We start from the raw sequence: 19,985 nt of genomic DNA on the forward strand, positions 1-19,985 counted from the left end.
AGCCGGCACGAAAAAGCCCCCGCACGAGGCGGGGGCTTTTTCGTCAGCAATTAGCGGTAATCGCTGTAGCCGTAGTCGTCCAGCGGAACCGCGGCACCGGTGGCCTGACCGAAGTCCGGGCTGTAGTACTGATCCTCGTAGGACGAAATCGTGTACGCCGCGGCGCGGGCCTCTTCGGTCGGCTGCACCTGGATGTTGCGGTACCGGTTGATGCCGGTGCCGGCCGGGATCAGCTTTCCAATGATCACGTTCTCCTTCAGACCGTTGAGCTTGTCGCTGCGGCAGTTGATCGCCGCGTCGGTCAGCACTCGCGTGGTCTCCTGGAACGACGCCGCGGACAGCCAAGAGTCGGTGGCCAGGCTCGCCTTCGTGATCCCCATCAGCACCGGACGACCGGCCGCGGGCTCGCTGCCCTCGGCCACCACCCGGCGGTTCTCCGCCTCGAACTCCGCACGGTCGATCAGCGAACCGGGCAGGAACTCCGTCGCGCCCGAGTCGATGATGGTGACCCGGCGCAACATCTGGCGCACGATCACCTCGATGTGCTTGTCGTGGATCGACACACCCTGAGCGCGGTAGACTTCCTGGACCTCGCGGACCAGGTGGATCTGCACCTCGCGGGGGCCCTGCACGCGCAGCACCTCGTGCGGGTCGGCCGAGCCTTCCATCAGCTGCTGGCCCACTTCGACGTGGTCGCCGTCGGACAGCACCCGCTCGGAACCGTCTTCGTGCTTGAACACACGCAGCCGCTGCCGCTTCGAGAGCTTATCGTAAACGACTTCCTCGCCGCCGTCGTCCGGAATGATGGTGATCTTGTAGAAACGGTCACCATCCTCGAGCTGGACCCGCCCGGTGACGTCGGCGATCGGCGCCTTGCCTCGCGGCACCCGGGCCTCGAACAGCTCCTGCACCCGCGGCAGACCACCGGTGATGTCCTCACCGACACCACCCTGGTGGAAGGTACGCATGGTCAGCTGCGTGCCGGGCTCACCGATGGACTGCGCGGCCACGATGCCGACAGCCTCGCCGATGTCGACCAGCTTGCCGGTCGCCATCGAACGCCCGTAGCAGGTCGCGCACACACCGGTACCCGTGGTGCAGGTCAGCACCGAACGCACCTTGACCGACGTGATGCCCGCGCCCAGCAGGGCCTCGATCTCCGGATCGCCCAGGTCCTCGCCGCGCGCGACGACCACGTTGCCCGCCTCGTCGACCGCGTCGGCACCCAAAGTCCGTGCGTACGCCGAGGTTTCGATGTACGGGTCACGGATCAGGCTGCCGTCGGGCTGACGCTCGGCCATCTTGACGATGATGCCGCGCTCGGTCTGGCAGTCGTGTTCGCGGACGATGACGTCCTGGCTCACGTCCACCAGACGACGGGTCAGGTACCCGGAATCGGCGGTACGCAACGCGGTGTCCGCCAAGCCCTTTCGAGCACCGTGGGTGTTGATGAAGTACTCCAGCACGGTCAGGCCCTCGCGGAACGACGACTTGACCGGACGCGGGATGAACTCACCCTTCGGGTTGGTCACCAGACCCTTCATACCGGCCAACGTCCGGGTCTGGGTGAAGTTACCCGTGGCGCCCGAGTCGACGATTGTGATGATCGGGTTGTCGCTGGGGTAGTGCTCCCGCAGCGCCTTACCGACCTCGTCGGTGGCTTCCTTCCAAATCTCCACCAGCGCCTCATTGCGCTCGTCATGGTTCAAAGCACCACGCTGGAACTGCTTTTCGACCTTGTCGGCCCGGTCCTCGTAGTGGTCGAGGATCTCCTTCTTACGCGGCGGCACCAGCACGTCGGCCATCGAGACCGTGACACCGCTGCGGGTCGCCCAGTAGAAACCGGCGTCCTTTAGCTTGTCCACGGTCTGCGCGACCATGATCATCGGGTAGCGCTCGGCCAGGTCGTTGATGATCTTGGCCTGAACCTTCTTGTGCATCTGCTTGTTCACGAACGGGTAGCCCAGCGGCAGCAGTTCGTTGAACAGCACCCGACCCAGGGTCGTCTCGGCCATCCACGCATCGCCTGGCTGCCAACCGTTTTGGCCGAACAACTCCGCCTCGATCTCGGCCGGCGGACGCAGCTCCGTCAACCTCACCTTGATCTTGGCCCGCACCGAGAGCACACCGCGGTCCGACGCCATGATGGCCTCGGCTGGCGAAGAGTACACGCCGACCTCCGGCTGATCCTTGGCCGCCGGCTGGTATTCGCCGTCGGCCCCGGCCACCTCGGTGGTCAGGTAGTACAGACCGGTCACCATGTCGAGTCGCGGCATGGCCAGCGGACGGCCGGACGCAGGCGACAAGATGTTGTTGCTCGACAGCATCAGGATGCGAGCCTCGGCCTGCGCCTCGGCACTCAGCGGCAAGTGCACCGCCATCTGGTCACCGTCGAAGTCGGCGTTGAACGCCTCACACACCAACGGGTGCAGCTGAATAGCCTTGCCCTCCACCAGCATTGGCTCGAAAGCCTGAATACCGAGGCGGTGCAGGGTGGGCGCGCGGTTCAGCAGCACGGGGTGCTCCGCGATGACTTCTTCGAGCACGTCCCACACCTGGGGACGCTGGCGCTCGACCATGCGCTTGGCGCTCTTGATGTTCTGCGCGTGGTTGAGGTCCACCAGACGCTTCATCACGAACGGCTTGAACAGCTCCAGCGCCATCAGCTTGGGCAGACCGCACTGGTGCAGCTTGAGCTGCGGACCGACCACGATGACCGAACGGCCCGAGTAGTCGACACGCTTACCGAGCAGGTTCTGCCGGAACCGGCCCTGCTTACCCTTGAGCAGATCCGACAGCGACTTGAGCGGACGGTTGCCCGGCCCGGTGACCGGACGGCCGCGACGGCCGTTGTCGAACAGCGCGTCGACGGACTCCTGCAACATCCGCTTCTCGTTGTTGACGATGATCTCGGGCGCGCCGAGGTCGATCAGCCTCTTGAGGCGGTTATTGCGGTTGATCACGCGGCGGTACAGGTCGTTGAGGTCGCTGGTCGCGAACCGGCCACCGTCGAGCTGCACCATCGGACGCAGCTCCGGCGGGATCACCGGCACCGCATCGAGCACCATGCCCATCGGCGAGTTGCCCGACTGCTGGAACGCCGCGACGACCTTCAGCCGCTTCAGTGCACGAAGCTTCTTCTGCCCCTTGCCGTTCCGAATGACGTCGCGCAGCATCTCGGCCTCGGCGTCGATGTCGAAGTTCTCGATCAGCTTCTGGATCGACTCCGCGCCCATGGCACCGGTGAAGTACTCGCCGTAGCGGTCGACCAGCTCGCGGTAGAGGTTCTCGTCGACGATCAGCTGCTTGGGAGCCAGCTTGGTGAACGTCGTCCAGATGTCCTCGAACCGGTCCAGCTCGCGCTGGGCCCGGTCGCGGATCTGACGCATCTCACGCTCGCCGCTGTCCCGAACCTTGCGTCGCGCATCGGCTTTCGCGCCCTCGGCCTCCAGCGCGGCCAAGTCGGCCTCCAGCTTCTGGGCACGTGCCTCCAGATCCGCGTCACGCTGGTCCTCGACACCCTTGCGCTCTACCACCATCTCGGCCTCGAGCGTGGAGAACTCGTTGTGCCGCATCTCCTCGTCGACCGAGGTGATCACATAGGCCGCGAAGTAGATGATCTTCTCGAGATCCTTCGGTGCCAGGTCAAGCAGGTAGCCCAACCGGCTCGGCACACCCTTGAAGTACCAGATGTGCGTGACCGGCGCGGCCAGCTCGATGTGGCCCATCCGCTCGCGACGCACCTTGGCGCGAGTCACCTCGACGCCGCAGCGCTCACAAATGATGCCCTTGAAACGCACGCGCTTGTACTTGCCGCAGTAGCACTCCCAGTCGCGAGTCGGTCCGAAGATCTTCTCGCAGAACAGGCCGTCCTTCTCCGGCTTCAGCGTGCGGTAGTTGATCGTCTCCGGCTTCTTGACCTCGCCGTAAGACCATTGCCTGATGTCCTCCGCGGTCGCCAAACCGATACGGAGTTCATCGAAGAAGTTGACGTCGAGCACGTAACTCCCTTTCCCCTTGCGGGTTCAGTAACGATTTAATGCTAGGTCGCGCTAAGCGAGATCCTCGACGGACGCAGATTCGTTGCGCGACAGGTTGATTCCCAGGTTCGCTGCTGCGCGCTCAAGGTCCTCGTCCTCGCCTTCGCGCAGCTCGATGGCCGCACCATCGGAGGAGAGCACCTCAACGTTGAGGCACAGCGACTGCAGCTCCTTGAGTAGCACCTTGAACGACTCTGGGATGCCCGGCTCGGGGATGTTCTCGCCCTTGACGATCGCCTCGTACACCTTGACCCGACCGACGGTGTCGTCGGACTTGATGGTCAACAGCTCCTGCAACGTGTACGCCGCGCCGTAGGCCTGCATGGCCCAGCACTCCATCTCACCGAACCGCTGTCCACCGAACTGCGCCTTACCACCTAACGGCTGCTGGGTGATCATCGAGTACGGACCCGTCGAGCGCGCGTGGATCTTGTCGTCCACCAAGTGGTGCAGCTTCATAATGTACATGTAGCCAACGGTCACCGGGTACGGGAACAGCTCGCCACTGCGGCCGTCAAACAGCACCACCTTGCCGTCGGCATCCACCATCACGTCGCCGTCGCGGTTGGGCAGCGTGCAGGACAACAGACCCTGCAGCTCCTCCTCCTTGGCACCGTCGAACACCGGAGTTGACACGATCTGGTCCGGCTGAGCGTGCCGCAACTGCTCCGGCAGGTTCGCCGCCCAGTCCGGCGTGCCTTCGATGTCCCAGCCAGCCTTGGCGACCCACCCGAGGTGGGTTTCCAGGATCTGACCGATGTTCATCCGTCGCGGCACACCGTGCGTGTTCAGGATAATGTCGACGGGCGTGCCGTCTGGCAAGAAGGGCATGTCCTCGACGGGCAGGATCTTGCCGATGACACCCTTGTTGCCGTGGCGTCCGGCCAGCTTGTCACCGTCGGAGATCTTGCGCTTCTGGGCCACATAGACGCGGACCAGCTCGTTGACGCCGGCCGGCAGCTCGTCGTCATCCTCGCGGGAAAACACGCGGATGCCGATGACCTTGCCGGACTCACCGTGCGGCACCTTCAACGACGTGTCGCGGACCTCGCGGGCCTTCTCGCCGAAGATCGCCCGCAGCAGCCGCTCCTCCGGGGTCAGCTCGGTCTCACCCTTCGGGGTGACCTTGCCGACCAGGATGTCGCCGTCGCGAACCTCGGCGCCGATGCGCACGATGCCCCGCTCGTCCAAGTCGGCCAGCACCTCGTCGGAGACGTTCGGGATGTCCCGGGTGATCTCCTCGGCGCCCAGCTTGGTGTCGCGGGCGTCGATCTCGTGCTCCTCGATGTGGATCGAGGTGAGCACGTCCTCCTCAACCAGCCGGTTGGACAGGATGATCGCGTCCTCGTAGTTGTGGCCTTCCCACGGCATGATCGCCACCAGCAGGTTCTTGCCCAGGGCCATCTCACCGTTCTGGGTGCACGGGCCGTCGGCGATGACCTGGCCCGCCTCGACGCGGTCGCCCGCGTCGACGATTGGCGACTGGTTCGCGCAGGTGCCGTGGTTAGACCGGGCGAACTTACGCATCCGGTAGGTGTGCCGGGTGCCGTCGTCGGCCATCACGGTGATGTAGTCGGCGGACACCTCCTCGATAACCCCGGACTTGTCGGCGACAACGACATCGCCGGCATCGATCGCGGCGCGCAGCTCCATGCCGGTGCCGACCAGCGGGGCCTCGCTGCGTACCAGCGGAACCGCCTGGCGCTGCATGTTGGCACCCATCAGGGCACGGTTAGCGTCGTCGTGCTCAAGGAACGGGATCATGGCCGTGGCCACCGACACCATCTGGCGCGGCGACACGTCCATGTAGTCCACCTCGGACGACGGGACGTATTCGACCTCGCCCGCCTTGCGGCGAACCAGCACACGCGACTCTTCGAAGCGGCCGTCGGCGTCGATCGGCGAGTTGGCCTGCGCCACGACGTGGCGGTCCTCCTCGTCGGCGGTCAGGTAGTCGATCTGGTCGGTGACCACACCGTCGACCACCTTGCGGTACGGAGTCTCGATGAACCCGAACGGGTTGACCCGCGCGTACACCGACAGCGATCCGATCAGACCGATGTTCGGACCCTCCGGAGTCTCGATCGGACACATCCGGCCGTAGTGCGACGGGTGCACGTCACGGACCTCGAGGCCCGCACGCTCACGCGACAGACCACCGGGGCCCAGGGCCGACAACCGGCGCTTATGGGTCAGACCCGACAGCGGGTTGTTCTGGTCCATGAACTGCGACAGCTGGCTAGTGCCGAAGAACTCCTTGATCGCCGCCACGACCGGGCGGATGTTGATCAGGGTCTGCGGCGTGATGGCCTCGACGTCCTGAGTGGTCATCCGCTCGCGGACCACCCGCTCCATGCGCGACATGCCGACCCGGATCTGGTTCTGGATCAGCTCGCCCACGGTGCGTAGGCGGCGGTTGCCGAAGTGGTCGATGTCGTCGGTCTCCACCGGCACCTCGACCCCACCGGGGACCGTCATCGTCGGCTGGCCCTCGTGCAAGCGCACCAGGTACTCGATGGTGGCGACGACGTCTTCCTCGGTCAGCGTCGACGACGTGATCGGCTCGCCGGCGTGCAGCCCCAGCTTCTTGTTGACCTTGTAGCGGCCCACCCGGGCCAGGTCGTAGCGCTTCTCCTTGAAGAAGAGGTTCTCCAGCAGGGTCTGCGCGGACTCCCTAGTCGGCGGCTCGCCCGGACGCAGCTTGCGGTAGATGTCCAGCAGCGCCTCGTCGGTGCCGGCGGTGTTGTCCTTCTCCAGCGTCGACATCATGGTCTCGGAGAAGCCGAACCGCTCCGTGATCTGCTCGTTGGTCCAGCCGAGGGCCTTGAGCAGCACGGTGACAGGCTGACGACGCTTGCGGTCGATGCGCACACCGACGGTGTCGCGCTTGTCGACGTCGAACTCCAGCCAGGCGCCGCGGCTCGGGATCACCTTGACGCTGTGCAGCAGCTTCTCGGTCGACTTGTCGATCGTCTCGTCGAAATACACACCGGGCGAGCGGACCAGCTGGCTGACCACGACACGCTCGGTCCCGTTGATAATGAACGTGCCCTTTTCGGTCATCATCGGGAAGTCGCCCATGAAGACCGTCTGGCTCTTGATCTCACCGGTGTTGTTGTTGATGAATTCGGCCGTGACGAACAGCGGTGCCGCGTACGTCATGTCCTTGTCTTTGCACTCGTCCACCGGCGCCTTGACTTCGTCGAAGCGGGGGTCGGAGAACGACAGCGACATCGAGCCGGAGAAATCCTCGATCGGCGACAGCTCGTACAGCACCTCTTCGAGGCCACCAACCGGGTTGAGTTCGCCGCGAGCGGCGGCGATCTCACGCCAACGCGGCGAGCCGATCAACCACTCAAAGGAGTCGGTCTGCACGTCGAGCAGCCCCGGAACCTCAAGCGGTTCGCGAAGCTTGGCGAAAGAAACTCGGTCAGGTGATCCGGGCACGGAGTTGTTAGAACTAGAGGAGTCCGTCTTGCTCTGGCGAGAATCTGCCAAGATGCATCCTTCCAGCACCTCGTGCGACTCACGAGAACCGGGGCCACCGGACCTGTTCGCCGCGAATTGTGTCGGTTATGCCGGCGAACGATCTACCCGACTCTCACGCCCACAACTAAATAGCTGAGCTGCAGAAAAAGGCTCAGACTAAGGACCACGGTGGCGGGTGAGGGCGGGCAAGAAGTAGCCAACGCAACGTCCAACAATAGCGCAGGCGCGCGCATTCTTCAACTAACCATTCAGGGAGTACCGGCGCTGGCAGGCGTCTCGACTATCCCGTGGGTACATGCTGTCTTACAAATTTACGTGTCCGCGCTCTTGTCGTCAAGAGGAACGCACCGCAAGTTGTGAGAAAATCTTGCGGCCCCCGCCTCCGGCTGTTCTCGACGCGCCACGAGCAGCCGACCCGCCGAGCGGGGGCTACGCGGGGGAGCGATTGGGGGCGGGGACTAGTCGCCGAACTCGTGCGCCTGGTACCGGTGCGTGCCCTCGAGGTCGTCGAGAATCGCGGCCTGCGCCTTCTTCGGCAGGGTGTGCAACATCTCCCGCACCCGGGCCTGGCGGCGGGCCACACCCTTGCGCTCCGGCATGCCTGGCGTCGCCGTGATCTGCGGCGGCACGCCCTCGATCTGTTCGGTGCCGCCGGCGTGGTGACCCTGGTCGAGCAGCGCCTGCTCTTCGGCCATGGTCGCCTCGTCCTTCTCCTCGGACATACCGATCGGTCCGATGCGTCGGCCGTTGAGGAATTGGCGCACGACGGGCTCGTCGCTGGTCAACAAGACCTCGCGGGGCCCGAACATCACCAGGCGCTTACGGAACAACATGCCGATGTTGTCCGGCACCGTGCGGGCGATGTTGATGTTGTGCGTCACGATCAGGATGGTCGCGTCGATCTGGGCGTTGATGTCTAGGATCAGCTGACTCAGGTAAGCGGTACGAACGGGGTCCAGACCGGAGTCAGGCTCGTCACAGAGGATGATTTGTGGGTCCAACACCAGGGCGCGGGCCAGGCCGGCACGCTTGCGCATACCACCGGATATCTCACCGGGGAACTTTTTCTCGTCTCCCCCGAGACCCACCATCTCCAGCTTCTCCATGACGATGTCACGGATTTCGCTTTCCTTCTTCTTGGTGTGCTCGCGCAGCGGAAAGGCGGTGTTGTCATACAGATTCATCGACCCGAACAGCGCGCCGTCCTGGAACAGCACACCGAAAAGAGTCCGAATCTCGTAGAGCTCCTTGGCGGAGCACTCGATGATGTCGGTGCCGTCGATGACAATCGAGCCACGTTCCGGACGAAGAAGGCCGATCAGGGATTTCAAAAACACCGACTTACCGGTACCCGACGGGCCCAGCAAAACGCTGACCTCCCCGGCGGGGATATCCAGGGTCACGTCTTCCCAAATCCTCGAGGAGCCGAAGGATTTGGTCAGACCGCTGACCTCGATAGCGACGCCCATAGGAATCCTTCCGTCGACACCTGCTGCCACCTGCCCCTTTGTGTAGCTTGAGTCACTGTAGTGCACGCCTGCACCAGCACAGCAGTAGTTGTGCAGCACCGGAGGAAAAATTAGCAGACTCGAGACCCCCACCCTTAGACGCAGGCTAATGGTCATCGGAGCAGCGGTAAAGGGGTCAAACGGTCGGAGCCCAGTTGCCGTGGAAGCCCATCGGTACGCGCTGGGGCTGGTGGATCGTGGCGATCGACTCGAGCGTTTGCGCGTCGAGCAAGAGTAATTGCCCTTCATCACGGCCGCGGTGATAGCCGTACCCATCAGCACGCCGTCATCCTCGGCACGCGCGCCCGCTCCGTTCGCCGGGTTCGGCACAAAGGACATCTTGCCGAGCAAAAGGTCCGGATCGAGCGCGGCAACGACGCTGTATCCTGTCGCGTAGTCGTGCTTGTAGCGCGCTGGTCATCTCGGTCGCCCCGCTCGACAAGTAGCCGCCATCCATGCCGACGGTATAGCCGAACCAACGCCAACTGCCCAGCAAGCTTTCATCGATGCGCGGGAACTCCTGCGGCCGGTCGTCGCGGCATTCGGTGGAAACCGCCCCGGTGGTCAGCGAGAAATCGTGCATCACCGGCGACCCGGTCACCTCGATGTCGATGGTGCGGCGCGCGCGGCCCGCGATGTCGATCACGGAGTAGTGCACGGTGCGGCCGCGCCCGAAAGGGTTAGGACACCGCGTTGCAGTTCGCCGGTGTGCGGATCCCGGTGCGGGTACGGGGTGTAGCCGCCGAACAGGGTCCCGTCGAAGTCGCAGGGCCCGACCGTGTCCAGCTCGTCGGTGAGTTCTTAGTTGGCGCCGCCGCCCTCGACGAGCGCCAGCGTGCGCCCCGCGTGGGTCAGCACGTTGGTGTTGTGTCCGACCGACAACATGCCGGCGTACGGGTTCAGTCCGGTGGGTTGCGGCTCCCCCAGGGCGGCACACACGGGTGGTGTGCGGACCCACCGGTTGCTATACCAGCACAGCCTTGCTGTCGCGCCACGCCGTGGACCACCGCGTCGCCGGTGAACCAGCGGTAGGTCGCCGGATCGATCTCGGCGGCCGGGTTCGGCCCGTTGCGCAGGTAGCGGCCGTTGAGGTGTTCCGGGATCTGTCTGGTGACAGGCAGGTCGGTCGCGGTCACCTCGGCACTCACAGGTGCCAGGAAATCCTCAATCCTCGAGATAGGGGTTACGCACTTTGGTGATCGGGGTGGAAGTCACTGCTGAGCTCGCTATAACCTATAACATTGATATTTCAGCGTTATTAGGTATGGTAAGCTGGCGCCGCGGCAAGGGCAAGGGCCTGCTAGAGAAGTACTTTGAAGTACTAAAGAAGTGCTTAGAGAAAACTGATGAGATGACTTCGGAGCTTCGGCGTAGCGTTCGCGACGAGATGCTGCACGCGGCGGTGAACCTGCTCGACAACGACGGGCCCGATGCCCTGCAGACCCGCAAGGTGACCAGCGCCGCGGGCACCTCGACGATGGCGGTGTACACCCACTTCGGCGGCATGCGGTCGCTAGATCGCGGCGGTCGCCGATGAGGGGTTGCGCCAGTTCGACGCGGCGTTGACGGTGCCGCCGACGGAGGATCCGGTCGCGGACCTGTTCTCCGGGTCGGCGCCGCGTACCGGCGCTACGCGATCGAGCGGCCGCACATGTATCGACTGATATTCGGCAGCACCAGCGCACACGGCATCAACGCGCACAACGTGCTGACGCTGACGGTCGCCGAGATCGACGAGCACATCAAATTTACTTGTGGCGCTGGGTGATTCAACCGAACGAGTGGCCCAGTCGCTGAGAGCCTCGACCCGTCCTGAAGGGTGTGAACGCACGAAACCCCCGGTACTCCTAAAACCAGGGGTCCCGGGGGGTTTGCGTGTGAAGCGGGCTACTTGACGGTGACGGTGGCGCCGGCGGCCTCGAGCTTGGTCTTGGCCTCGTCGGCGGCCTCCTTGGCGACCTTCTCCAGCATCGGCTTGGGAGCACCGTCGACCAGGTCCTTGGCCTCCTTGAGGCCCAGGCCGGAGACGATCTCACGGACCACCTTGATCACGCCGATCTTCTTGTCGCCGGCGGACTCGAGGATGACGTCGAACTCCGACTGCTCCTCGGCGGCCTCGGCGGCACCGCCGCCGGCAGCACCACCGCCACCGGCGGCGGCGACGGCGACCGGAGCGGCCGCTGTGACCTCGAAGGTCTCCTCGAACTTCTTCACGAAGTCGGAGAGCTCGAGCAGGGTCATTTCCTTGAATGCGTCAAGCAGGTCGTCAGTAGAGATTTTTGCCATGGTGTGGGTCCTTCCTGATTTGGGGGTTTGAGTTATTCGGCGTCAGCCGAGGTCTCGGCGGGAGCTTCCGAAGCTGTTTCTTCCGGGGCGGTTTCTGGGACGGGGGCCGCTTCTGCAGCCGCGGCGGGAGCCGGTTCGGAAGCCTTCTTCTCCTGCAGGGCCGCCGCCAAGCGGGCCAGCTGCGAGGCCGGCGCGTTGAACAGCCCGGCCGCCTTGGCCAGGTTGCCCTTCATGGCGCCGGCCAGCTTGGCCAGCAGCACCTCGCGCGAATCCAGGTCGGCGATGCGCTCGACCTCGGCCACCATCAGGGGGTGGCCGTCCATGTAGCCACCCTTGATAACCAGCGCCTTGTTCTCCTTGGCGAAGGTCTTGATGGCCTTGGCGGCGTCCACCGGCTCGCCCTTGACGAACGCGATGGCCGTCGGGCCGACGAACAGCTCGTCGAGTACCTCGATGCCCGCCTCCGTCGCCGCGCGCTTGATCAGCGTGTTTTTGGCCACGGTGTAGGTGGCCGAACCCGCCAGCGAGCGGCGCAGCTCGGCCAGGTTGGCGACCGTCAGCCCGCGGTATTCAGTGATGACGGTTGCGGTTGAGGCGCTGAATTGCTCGGCGATGTCGGCAACGGCGGTGGCCTTGTCGGCTTTTGCCATACATACCTCCTCGGTGAAAGTTCGACGTATCGTCTGTGATCACCCGAGGAACGACGAACGCCCCGGCGCAGGAAGCGGCACGGGGCGTGAATATAACCGGCGCGGGCGCCAGCGGTACTGCCTCGTCCTCCTGCGTGGGCCGCCGGGATGGTCCCGGACCTTCGACCGATTGCTCGGTGACCGACGGTCTTCGGTGGATCGGGACCAAGGATAGCGTGACCCGCCCTGCTCAGCCAAAACGGCTCAGTTGGGCGACCGCGGCTTACAGACCCGCGAGGCGGGCCGCGCCGACCAGGCCCGCCTCGCCGCCCAGCTCGGCTGGCACCACCCGCAGGCCGCTCAGAAAGTCCAGGCCGGCGTAGTCGTTCAGCGCCGCACGCAGCGGGTCGAAGAGCAGCAGACCGGATTTCGCCACGCCTCACCGACGACGACCAGGTCCAGGTCGCACACCGCGGCCACCGAGGCGATCATCGCCGCCAGTCCGGTTGCGCCGCGGTCGAACGCGCACAGCGCGATGTCGTTCCCCGCCGCCGCGGCGGCGGCCAGGTCGCGTGCCCCGGCGCCGACGGGCGCCGACCAACCGTTGGCCCGGGCCCATCGCACCAACCACGGCCCGAACGCCACCGTCTCGACGCAGCCGCGGCCCCCCCGCAGCTGCACCGCTCGCCGCCCTGCTCGACCACCACATGACCGACGTGACCCGCATTGCCGCTGCGCCCGGTGTACGGCTACCGCCCAGCACCAACCCACCGCCGACCCCGGTTCGACACGACCATCCCCAGCAGGAATCCCGCACCGCGGCCGACGCCGTGCCAGTGCTCGCCGGGCGCCATACAGATGCCGTCGCCGTCGAGCCTTACCGGAACGCCGGGCACCGCGGCCGCGACCCGGTCCCGCACCGGAAACCCTCGCCAGCCGGGGATGTTGATCGGGCTCACGGTCCCGCGGGGCAGGTCGATCGGCCCGGCCGAGGCGATCCCCACCGCGCGTACCGCGCCGCCGGCCGACGTCAGCGCTTCGGCGACGACAGCGTCGACGACGTCCCACACCTGTTCGCCGGACCCGCCCGGCGGGGTGGGCCGGGTGATGGTGTGCACCAGCGCGCCTTCCGAATTAGCTAGGCCCGCAGCAATTTTCGTGCCACCAATGTCCAGACAGAGGGTAAACATATTCGCTCAGTGCCTGTGGGTGTTGGCGGGGGTCGCCGGTGTGCTCGTAACCCGCGGCGAGCCGGACGAGCTCGGCACGCCGCGCATCCAGCACAGCCGGAAGGCGCGACGCCGAGGGCGCCCAGCAGGTGCCCGGCGATCGCGGGCCGCACCCGGGCCAGCGGCGGTGCCGCCCGCGACGGCGTGCGCCAGCCGTCCCGGTCGGGGCTCGGCTCGGCGAACCGCAGCGGATTGCGGGCGTGGTAGGCGGCGACGTCGTCGTCGCCGATCTCGACCGCAATGGTCACGTCGGCGTAGAGCGCCCGCGCCCGCGGATCGGCCAACACCGCCGCCGCGACGCTGCCGATCTCCAGCCGCGCGGTGAGGTCGAGCAACACCTTGGCCTCGGACGGCGTCCGGTCGCCGGTCAACCCCCGCGCCGCGGCCTCGGCGGCGATCACCCGCTCGGTCACCAGGAGCTGAGTGAGCCATCGCCGCAATTGCCGGCCCTCGCTGGTACTGCGGTCCGGCAGCGCGGACGCGCGGGGACCGTCGCGTAGCCGCGCCTCCGCCGCGTCGAGCTCCTCGACCGCGACGGTGGCGACCCAGGCGACGCTCATGGCACCGTCACTGTAACCGCGGGCGAGTAGATCAGCTGTCCGGCGCAGCCGATCCGGATCAGCGCCCACCATTGGCCGAGGGTCAGCCACGCCGGCGGGCGAACATTGAAGCCGAGCTCGGCGCTGCCGCCGGCTGGCAGGACCGCGCCGAGCTCGGCCGGGCCGATCCACTCCCATGTGCCCCACGGGCTGATCAGATGGGCCTCCAGCGACACATCCACCCCCGCATTGCTGCCCACCGTCACCGTCAACCGGCCGGTCTCCCCGGCGCGCAACGCGATTTCGCCGGGCCCGCCGATGAGGTTAGGCCAACTCCGCCGGCGGGTCCGCACCGACCTGGACGATGCACACGTCCTCGACCGGCTGGCACCATGTGGGCGGCACGTCCTGCCCGGTGATGCGCAGCTTCGCCCGCACCGGGTACAGGCCGGGCGCAGCGTCGACCGGAACGGCCAGCGCCACAACGGCTTCCCGGTGCTCACCGGGTTCCAGCAGGAACGGCAGCTGGGTCGGCGCCGCCGACCAGCCATCCGGGCAGACCACCACGACGGTGCCGGTCAGCGTCGCATCAGTGCAGTCGCCGACCGCGGTAAGCCGCAATGTCACTTCGCCGCCGGGCGGGGCGGTCGCGCGCTGCGGGTGCAGGTGGGCGACGGCCGGCAGCCCGCCCAGCGGTGCGGGTCCGCGATTGTGCAGCCAGTAGCGGGCGTAAAGCGGTTGAGCGGCTTCGGCTTCCGGGCCCAGTGCGACAGTGTGGTCGACGGTCTTGGGTAGTTCCAGCCGGGCCAGCACGGTGGTCACCTGGTAGCCCTGAGCTCGATCGATCGCCGGGCTTCCCGCGGCACCTCGAGCAGGTCGGCGAGCCCGGTGACGTGCAGCGTGCCGAGCGTCGATCCGACGAGACGCGGGCGTGGGAACCGGTCGTCTCCACCAAGCGCAGGGCCACCGAGGCGGGATCGACGGTTCGGCCTTGCCGGCGGGCAGCGGGTTCCCAGCCGCCTTGAGCGCGCCGAGGTGCACGGCGTCGGCGGGTTCGACATGCAGCAGCGACCCGGCGGCCGCCCACGTGCCGCGCCGCGGGCCCGGACGGACCGCGCGTAGCGGATACGCGAATTGTGCACTGCGGGACGGGATATCGTCTTGCCGCCAGTCGAGATCGGCTGCCACCGAAGCGATTTCGGCGCCCAGCCGATCCTCGTCAACCCCGGTGTTGGTTGTTGCCAACTTGAATTTGGCAGACTGCTGGGATGACTTCTACCAAACACCGCGAGGTGGCCAGGCTGGACAGGGTGCCGTTGCCGGTCGAAGCGGCTCGGGTCGCCGTCACTGGTTGGCAAGTCACTCGCTCCACCGCTCGCGTCCTCACCAAATTGCCAGGCAAAGGGCCGTGGCAACAGAAAATGATCAGGCAGCTCCCCCAGACGTTCGCTGACCTGGGGCCCACATACATAAAGTTCGGTCAGATCATCGCGTCCAGTCCCGGCGCCTTCGGCGAATCGCTGTCCCGCGAATTCCGCGGCCTGCTCGACCGGGTACCGCCGGCCGACTCCGACGAGGTGCACAAGCTGTTCGTCGATGAGCTGGGCGCCGACCCGGCCGATCTGTTCGCCGAGTGGGAAGAAACACCATTCGCGTCCGCGTCGATCGCCCAGGTGCACTACGCCACGATGCACAGCGGCGAAAAGGTGGTCGTGAAGATCCAGCGGCCGGGCATCCGTCGCCGGGTCGCCGCCGACCTGCAGATCCTGAAACGTTTCGCCCAGGCCGTCGAACTGACCAAGCTGGGCCGTCGGCTCTCGACGCAAGACGTGGTGGCGGACTTTGCCGCGAACCTGGCCGAGGAGCTGAACTTCCGTCTCGAGGCGCAGTCGATGGAGGCGTGGGTTTCGCATCTGCACGTGTCCCCGCTGGGCAAGAACATCCGGGTACCGACCGTGCACTGGGACTTCACCAGCGACCGGGTGCTGACGATGGAGCGGGTGCACGGCATTCGCATCGACGACGTCGCGGCGATCCGCAAGGCCGGGTTCGACGGCGTCGAACTGGTCAAGGCCCTGCTGTTCTCGCTGTTCGAAGGCGGTCTGCGGCACGGCCTGTTCCACGGCGACCTGCACGCCGGCAACCTCTACGTCGACGATCAGGGTCGCATCGTGTTCTTCGACTTCGGGATCATGGGACGCATCGACCCGCGCACCCGGTGGCTGCTGCGCGAACTCGTGTACGCCCTGCTGGTCAAGAAGGACCACGCGGCGGCCGGCAAAATCGTCGTGCTGATGGGCGCCGTCGGCACCATGAAGCCCGAGACCCAGGCCGCCAAGGACCTGGAGAAATTCGCCACCCCGCTGACCATGCAGACGCTCGGCGACATGTCCTACGCCGACATCGGGAGGCAGCTGTCGACACTGGCCGACGCCTACGACGTCAAACTGCCACGCGAGCTGGTGCTGATCGGCAAGCAGTTCCTCTACGTCGAGCGGTACATGAAGCTGCTCGCGCCGAAGTGGCAGATGATGTCCGATCCGCAGCTCACAGGGTATTTCGCCAACTTCATGGTCGAGGTCAGCCGCGAACATTCCTCCGACGTCGAGGTCTAGGGGCGACCATTGCAGATCCGCACGGGCTACGCGAGCTCCGGGACTATCTTGGGCGGCCGGGGGGCGACCTGAAGATCTACTACGAGGACATGGGCGATATCGACGCCTCGCCGGTGCTGCTGATCATGGGACTCGGCGCGCAGCTGCTGCTGTGGCGCACCGAGTTCTGCGAAAAGCTCGCCAGCCACGGTCTGCGGATCATCCGTTACGACAACCGGGACGTCGGCCTGTCCGACAAGACCGAACGGCGCAGCGTCGGGCAGCCACTGGTCACCCGGTTGCTGCGCTCGTGGGTGAGGCTGCCGAGCAAGGCGACGTACACGCCCGAAGACATGGCCGCCGACGCCGCGCGCACTGCCGTCGTTGATCAAGGGCCCGGCGCCGGGCGCACCGCGCGATGTGATCCTCGACAACGCGGTCCGCGTGGGCAGGTCATCGGCAGCCCGCGCTACCGCATACCCGACGAGCAAATTCGCGCCGAAGCCGCCGAGGGATACGACCGCAACTATTACCCCGCAGGGCGTCGTCGGGCAGTTCAGCGCAATCCTGGGCAGCGGAAGTCTGGTGCACCACAATCAGCGCATCGTGGCGCCCACGGTTGTCATTCACGGGCGGGCCGACAAACTTATGCGGCCCACGGGCGGACGGGCGATAGCGCGGGCAATAAGCGGCGCCCGATTGGTGTTATTCGACAGAATGGGACATGATCTGCCACAGCAGCTGTGGGACTCGGTGATCAGTGTTCTGACCGGCAATTTCGCCGAGGCCAGCTAAGGCCCGGAGTCGAGCAGCCGGCCCGGCGATCTTCCGATCGACGTTGTTTCGCGCGAGGTCCCACGGCGTTGTGGCTTTGAATAATCTGGAGGAAGTGAAAGTGCCGAAGCTGAAGCCGTATTACGAAGAGTCGCAGGCAACCTACGACATTTCGGACGACTTCTTTGCGTTGTTCCTGGACCCCAACATGGTCTACACGTGCGCGTATTTCGAACGCGACGACATGACCCTGGAACAAGCACAGCTGGCGAAGCTGGATCTCGGCCTGCGCAAACTGAACCTGGAGCCGGGGATGACGCTGCTCGACGTCGGATGCGGCTGGGGCGGAGCGGTTGTCCGCGCGGTCGAGAAGTACGACGTGAACGTCATCGGCATCACCCTCAGCCGAAACCACTACGCGCGCACCAAGAAAAAGCTGGCCGCGATTCCCACCAACCGGCGCGCCGAGGCACGCTTGCAGGGCTGGGAAGAGTTCGACGAACACGTGGACCGGATCATCAGCTTCGAGGCCTTCGACGCGTTCAAGAAGGAGCGCTGGCCCACGTTCTGGGATTGGGCCTACGAGACCCTGCCCGAGGGCAGCCGGATGCTGATGCACAGTATCTTCACGCACCCGCAGTCGTACTGGAAAGAGCACGGCATCCCGATCACGATGTCCGACTTGAGGTTTTTGCACTTCCTCGGCAAGGAGATCTTCCCCGGCGGGCAGATGTGCGGCGAACCCGACATCGTCGACTACTCCCGCGACAGCGGCTTCACGCTCGAACACACCGAGTATCTGCAGCCGCACTACGCGCGGACGTTGGACATCTGGGCGGCCAACCTGGAGGCCAACCGCGAACGCGCCATCGAGATCCAATCCCAAGAGGTCTACGACCGGTTCATGCGCTACCTGACCGGCTGCGCGAACCTGTTCCGCAAGGGCATCTCAAACGTCGGCCAGTTCACCCTCACCAAATAGCACGACACCCCCGACACGCCGGCCGATGCGCCGCGTTGAACTGCGGCGGTTTGCCCTCCGTCAAACCTGTAAAGCTGGATAATGAATGCGCCCAGTTCAGGGGATATATGAATGAGTGCGTTCGGTGGGGAGGGCACAACACTCATGGCTCAAAAGCTGGAACCATACTTTTCCGACGTCCAGGCACACTACGACCTGTCCGATGACTGTTACCGATTGTTCCTGGATCCCAGTCAGACTTACAGCTGCGCGTATTTCGAGCGCGACAACATGACACTGGAAGAAGCCCAGGTGGCCAAGATCGACCTGGCATTGGGAAAACTGGGGCTGCAACCGGGCATGACCCTGCTTGACGTCGGTTGTGGGTGGGGCTCCCATGATGCGGCGGGCGGTCGAGAAGTACGACGTGAACGGCATCGGCCTGACGCTGTCGAAGAACCAGGCAGCCCACATCCAGAATTCCGTCGATCAACTCGAAAGTCTGCGCAGCGTAAAGGTATTACTGGCCGACTGGAAAGAGTTCGACGAGCCGGTGGACCGCATTGTGTCGATCGGCGCGTTCGAGCATTTCGGACCGGAGCACTACAGCGACTTTTTCGCGATGGCGCACACCCTGCTGCTGGGTGAGGGGGTGATGTTGCTGCACACGATCACCGGACTGACCGGGCCGCAGTGCATCGAGCGCGGCATCCCGCTTACCTTCGAGATGGCCCGCTTCATCAAGTTCATCGTCACCGAGATCTTCCCGGGCGGGACGAGGCCATCGCGATCCAGTCCGAAGAGGTCTACGAACGGTACATGAAGTTCCTGACCGGCTGCGCCGACGCGTTCCGGAAGGGCTATATCGACTGCAACCAGTTCACGCTGGAAAAGTAGACTTTGTTGCATGGGCGACGCGGGGGTGCCGCCGGGCAGCTCGGCGGGCGGTGAGCCGGCCTAGGGAAATCTGAAGTCAGGAGAACTACACGACTATGGCTGAGCAACCGACCGGCTCGACGAAGATCAGGACGCGATTTGAAGATATTCAGGCGCACTACGACGTTTCCGACGCCTTCTTTGCGCTGTTCCAGGATCAGACGCGGACCTACAGCTGCGCATACTTCGAGCCGCCGGAGCTGACCCTCGAGCAAGCCCAGTACGCCAAGATCGACCTCAACCTGGACAAGCTGGACCTCCGGCCCGGCATGACCCTGCTGGACATCGGCTGCGGGTGGGGCACCACCATGCGCCGCGCCGTGGAACGCTATGACATCAACGTCATCGGCCTGACTCTGTCGAAGAATCAGCACGCCCGTTGCGAGCAGATGCTGGGTGCGATCGAAACCGATCGCTCCCGCGAGGTGCGGCTGCAAAACTGGGAAGACTTCACCGAGCCGGTCGACCGCATCGTCTCGATCGAGGCGTTCGAGCACTTCGGGCACGAGAACTACGAAGACTTCTTCAAGCGGTGCTTCGATCTCATGCCCGACGACGGGCGGATGACCGTGCAGAGCAGCGTCAGCTACCACCCCTATGAGATAGCCGCGCGCGGCAAAAAACTGACCTTCGAGACCGCCCGGTTCATCAAATTCATCGTCACCGAGATCTTCCCGGGCGGCCGACTGCCCACCACCGGCATGATGGTGGAGCACGGCGAGAAGGCGGGATTTGTTGTTCCGGAACCACTTTCGCTGCGCCCCCATTACATCAAGACGCTGCACATCTGGGGCGACACGCTGGAGTCCAACCGGGCGAAGGCCATCTCGGTCACGTCCGAAGAGGTCTACGAGCGGTACATCAAGTACCTGCGCGGGTGCGAGCACTACTTCAGCGACGAGATGCTGGATTGCAGCCTGGTGACATATTTGAAGCCGGGCGCCGCTAACTGACCCTGATCCGCTGTCGGATCCATGCTGCGTCGTTCGTCGGATAGGTA

The 19,985-nt window shown here is 65.1% G+C and carries 10 protein-coding genes and 7 pseudogenes; 6 read left to right on the forward strand and 11 right to left on the reverse strand.

Features of this window, described 5'->3' with window-relative positions; genetic code table 11:
• Nucleotides 1-50: 50 nt before the first annotated feature.
• The 4 genes and pseudogenes from FQ389_RS02635 to FQ389_RS02650 all read right to left on the reverse strand — a co-directional run bounded on the left by FQ389_RS02635 (nucleotide 51) and on the right by FQ389_RS02650 (nucleotide 10,215).
• Complete coding sequence (locus FQ389_RS02635; RefSeq protein WP_144205974.1) at nucleotides 51-4,001, reverse strand: DNA-directed RNA polymerase subunit beta'; 3,951 nt, start codon at nucleotides 3,999-4,001, stop codon at nucleotides 51-53.
• Nucleotides 4,002-4,052: 51 nt separating this feature from the next.
• Complete coding sequence (gene rpoB / locus FQ389_RS02640) at nucleotides 4,053-7,538, reverse strand: DNA-directed RNA polymerase subunit beta (RefSeq protein WP_407662731.1); 3,486 nt, start codon at nucleotides 7,536-7,538, stop codon at nucleotides 4,053-4,055.
• Nucleotides 7,539-7,987: 449 nt separating this feature from the next.
• Nucleotides 7,988-8,998 carry an ABC transporter ATP-binding protein gene (locus FQ389_RS02645; protein WP_186296238.1) on the reverse strand — a complete coding sequence of 337 codons (1,011 nt, stop codon included), beginning with the start codon at nucleotides 8,996-8,998 and terminating at the stop codon, nucleotides 7,988-7,990.
• A 175-nt stretch (nucleotides 8,999-9,173) separates the two neighbouring features.
• A pseudogene (locus FQ389_RS02650) lies at nucleotides 9,174-10,215 on the reverse strand (carotenoid oxygenase family protein).
• 173 nt (nucleotides 10,216-10,388) lie between these two features.
• Between FQ389_RS02650 and FQ389_RS02655 the strand changes: the two are divergent.
• Nucleotides 10,389-10,787: pseudogene (locus FQ389_RS02655) on the forward strand (TetR/AcrR family transcriptional regulator); the annotation flags it as partial.
• Between the two features lie 137 nt (nucleotides 10,788-10,924).
• Here FQ389_RS02655 and rplL read toward each other — a convergent pair.
• The 7 genes and pseudogenes from rplL to FQ389_RS02680 all read right to left on the reverse strand — a co-directional run.
• The gene (gene rplL / locus FQ389_RS02660; protein WP_144205977.1) at nucleotides 10,925-11,323 is read right to left on the reverse strand and encodes a 50S ribosomal protein L7/L12; all 399 of its coding nucleotides are present in this window, start codon (nucleotides 11,321-11,323) and stop codon (nucleotides 10,925-10,927) included.
• 32 nt (nucleotides 11,324-11,355) lie between these two features.
• Nucleotides 11,356-11,973, reverse strand: a complete 618-nt coding sequence (gene rplJ / locus FQ389_RS02665) for a 50S ribosomal protein L10 (protein ID WP_144205978.1) — start codon at nucleotides 11,971-11,973, stop codon at nucleotides 11,356-11,358.
• A gap of 262 nt (nucleotides 11,974-12,235) precedes the next feature.
• Entirely contained in the window at nucleotides 12,236-12,388 is a 153-nt protein-coding gene (locus tag FQ389_RS21940; RefSeq protein ID WP_407662728.1) for a hypothetical protein, read from the reverse strand.
• Nucleotides 12,340-12,633 carry an ROK family protein gene (locus FQ389_RS21945; protein WP_407662735.1) on the reverse strand — a complete coding sequence of 98 codons (294 nt, stop codon included), beginning with the start codon at nucleotides 12,631-12,633 and terminating at the stop codon, nucleotides 12,340-12,342. The genes FQ389_RS21940 and FQ389_RS21945 overlap by 49 nt, the downstream gene beginning before the upstream one ends.
• Nucleotides 12,634-12,677: 44 nt before the next feature.
• Nucleotides 12,678-13,142, reverse strand: a pseudogene (locus FQ389_RS21950) (ROK family protein); the annotation flags it as partial.
• Nucleotides 13,087-13,741: pseudogene (locus tag FQ389_RS02675) on the reverse strand (DUF7158 domain-containing protein). The pseudogenes FQ389_RS02675 and FQ389_RS21950, both read right to left, overlap by 56 nt.
• Nucleotides 13,738-14,920, reverse strand: a pseudogene (locus FQ389_RS02680) (NEW3 domain-containing protein); the annotation flags it as partial. The pseudogenes FQ389_RS02680 and FQ389_RS02675, both read right to left, overlap by 4 nt.
• 68 nt (nucleotides 14,921-14,988) lie before the next feature.
• Here FQ389_RS02680 and FQ389_RS02685 point away from each other — a divergent pair.
• The 5 genes and pseudogenes from FQ389_RS02685 (at nucleotide 14,989) to mmaA4 (ending at nucleotide 19,938) form a co-directional block, all read left to right on the forward strand.
• Nucleotides 14,989-16,335, forward strand: a complete 1,347-nt coding sequence (locus FQ389_RS02685) for an ABC1 kinase family protein (RefSeq protein ID WP_186296239.1) — start codon at nucleotides 14,989-14,991, stop codon at nucleotides 16,333-16,335.
• Between the two features lie 89 nt (nucleotides 16,336-16,424).
• Nucleotides 16,425-17,109: pseudogene (locus tag FQ389_RS02690) on the forward strand (alpha/beta fold hydrolase).
• A gap of 100 nt (nucleotides 17,110-17,209) precedes the next feature.
• Complete coding sequence (locus tag FQ389_RS02695) at nucleotides 17,210-18,070, forward strand: cyclopropane mycolic acid synthase family methyltransferase (RefSeq protein WP_144205979.1); 861 nt, start codon at nucleotides 17,210-17,212, stop codon at nucleotides 18,068-18,070.
• Nucleotides 18,071-18,214: 144 nt separating this feature from the next.
• Nucleotides 18,215-18,946, forward strand: a pseudogene (locus FQ389_RS02700) (class I SAM-dependent methyltransferase).
• Between the two features lie 95 nt (nucleotides 18,947-19,041).
• A complete protein-coding gene (mmaA4, locus tag FQ389_RS02705; RefSeq protein ID WP_144205980.1) occupies nucleotides 19,042-19,938 on the forward strand; it encodes a hydroxymycolate synthase MmaA4 in 897 nt (298 codons plus the stop codon).
• Nucleotides 19,939-19,985: the final 47 nt, after the last annotated feature.

Origin of the sequence: Mycobacterium tilburgii (assembly GCF_902168065.1) — a bacterium.
GTDB lineage: Bacteria > Actinomycetota > Actinomycetes > Mycobacteriales > Mycobacteriaceae > Mycobacterium > Mycobacterium tilburgii.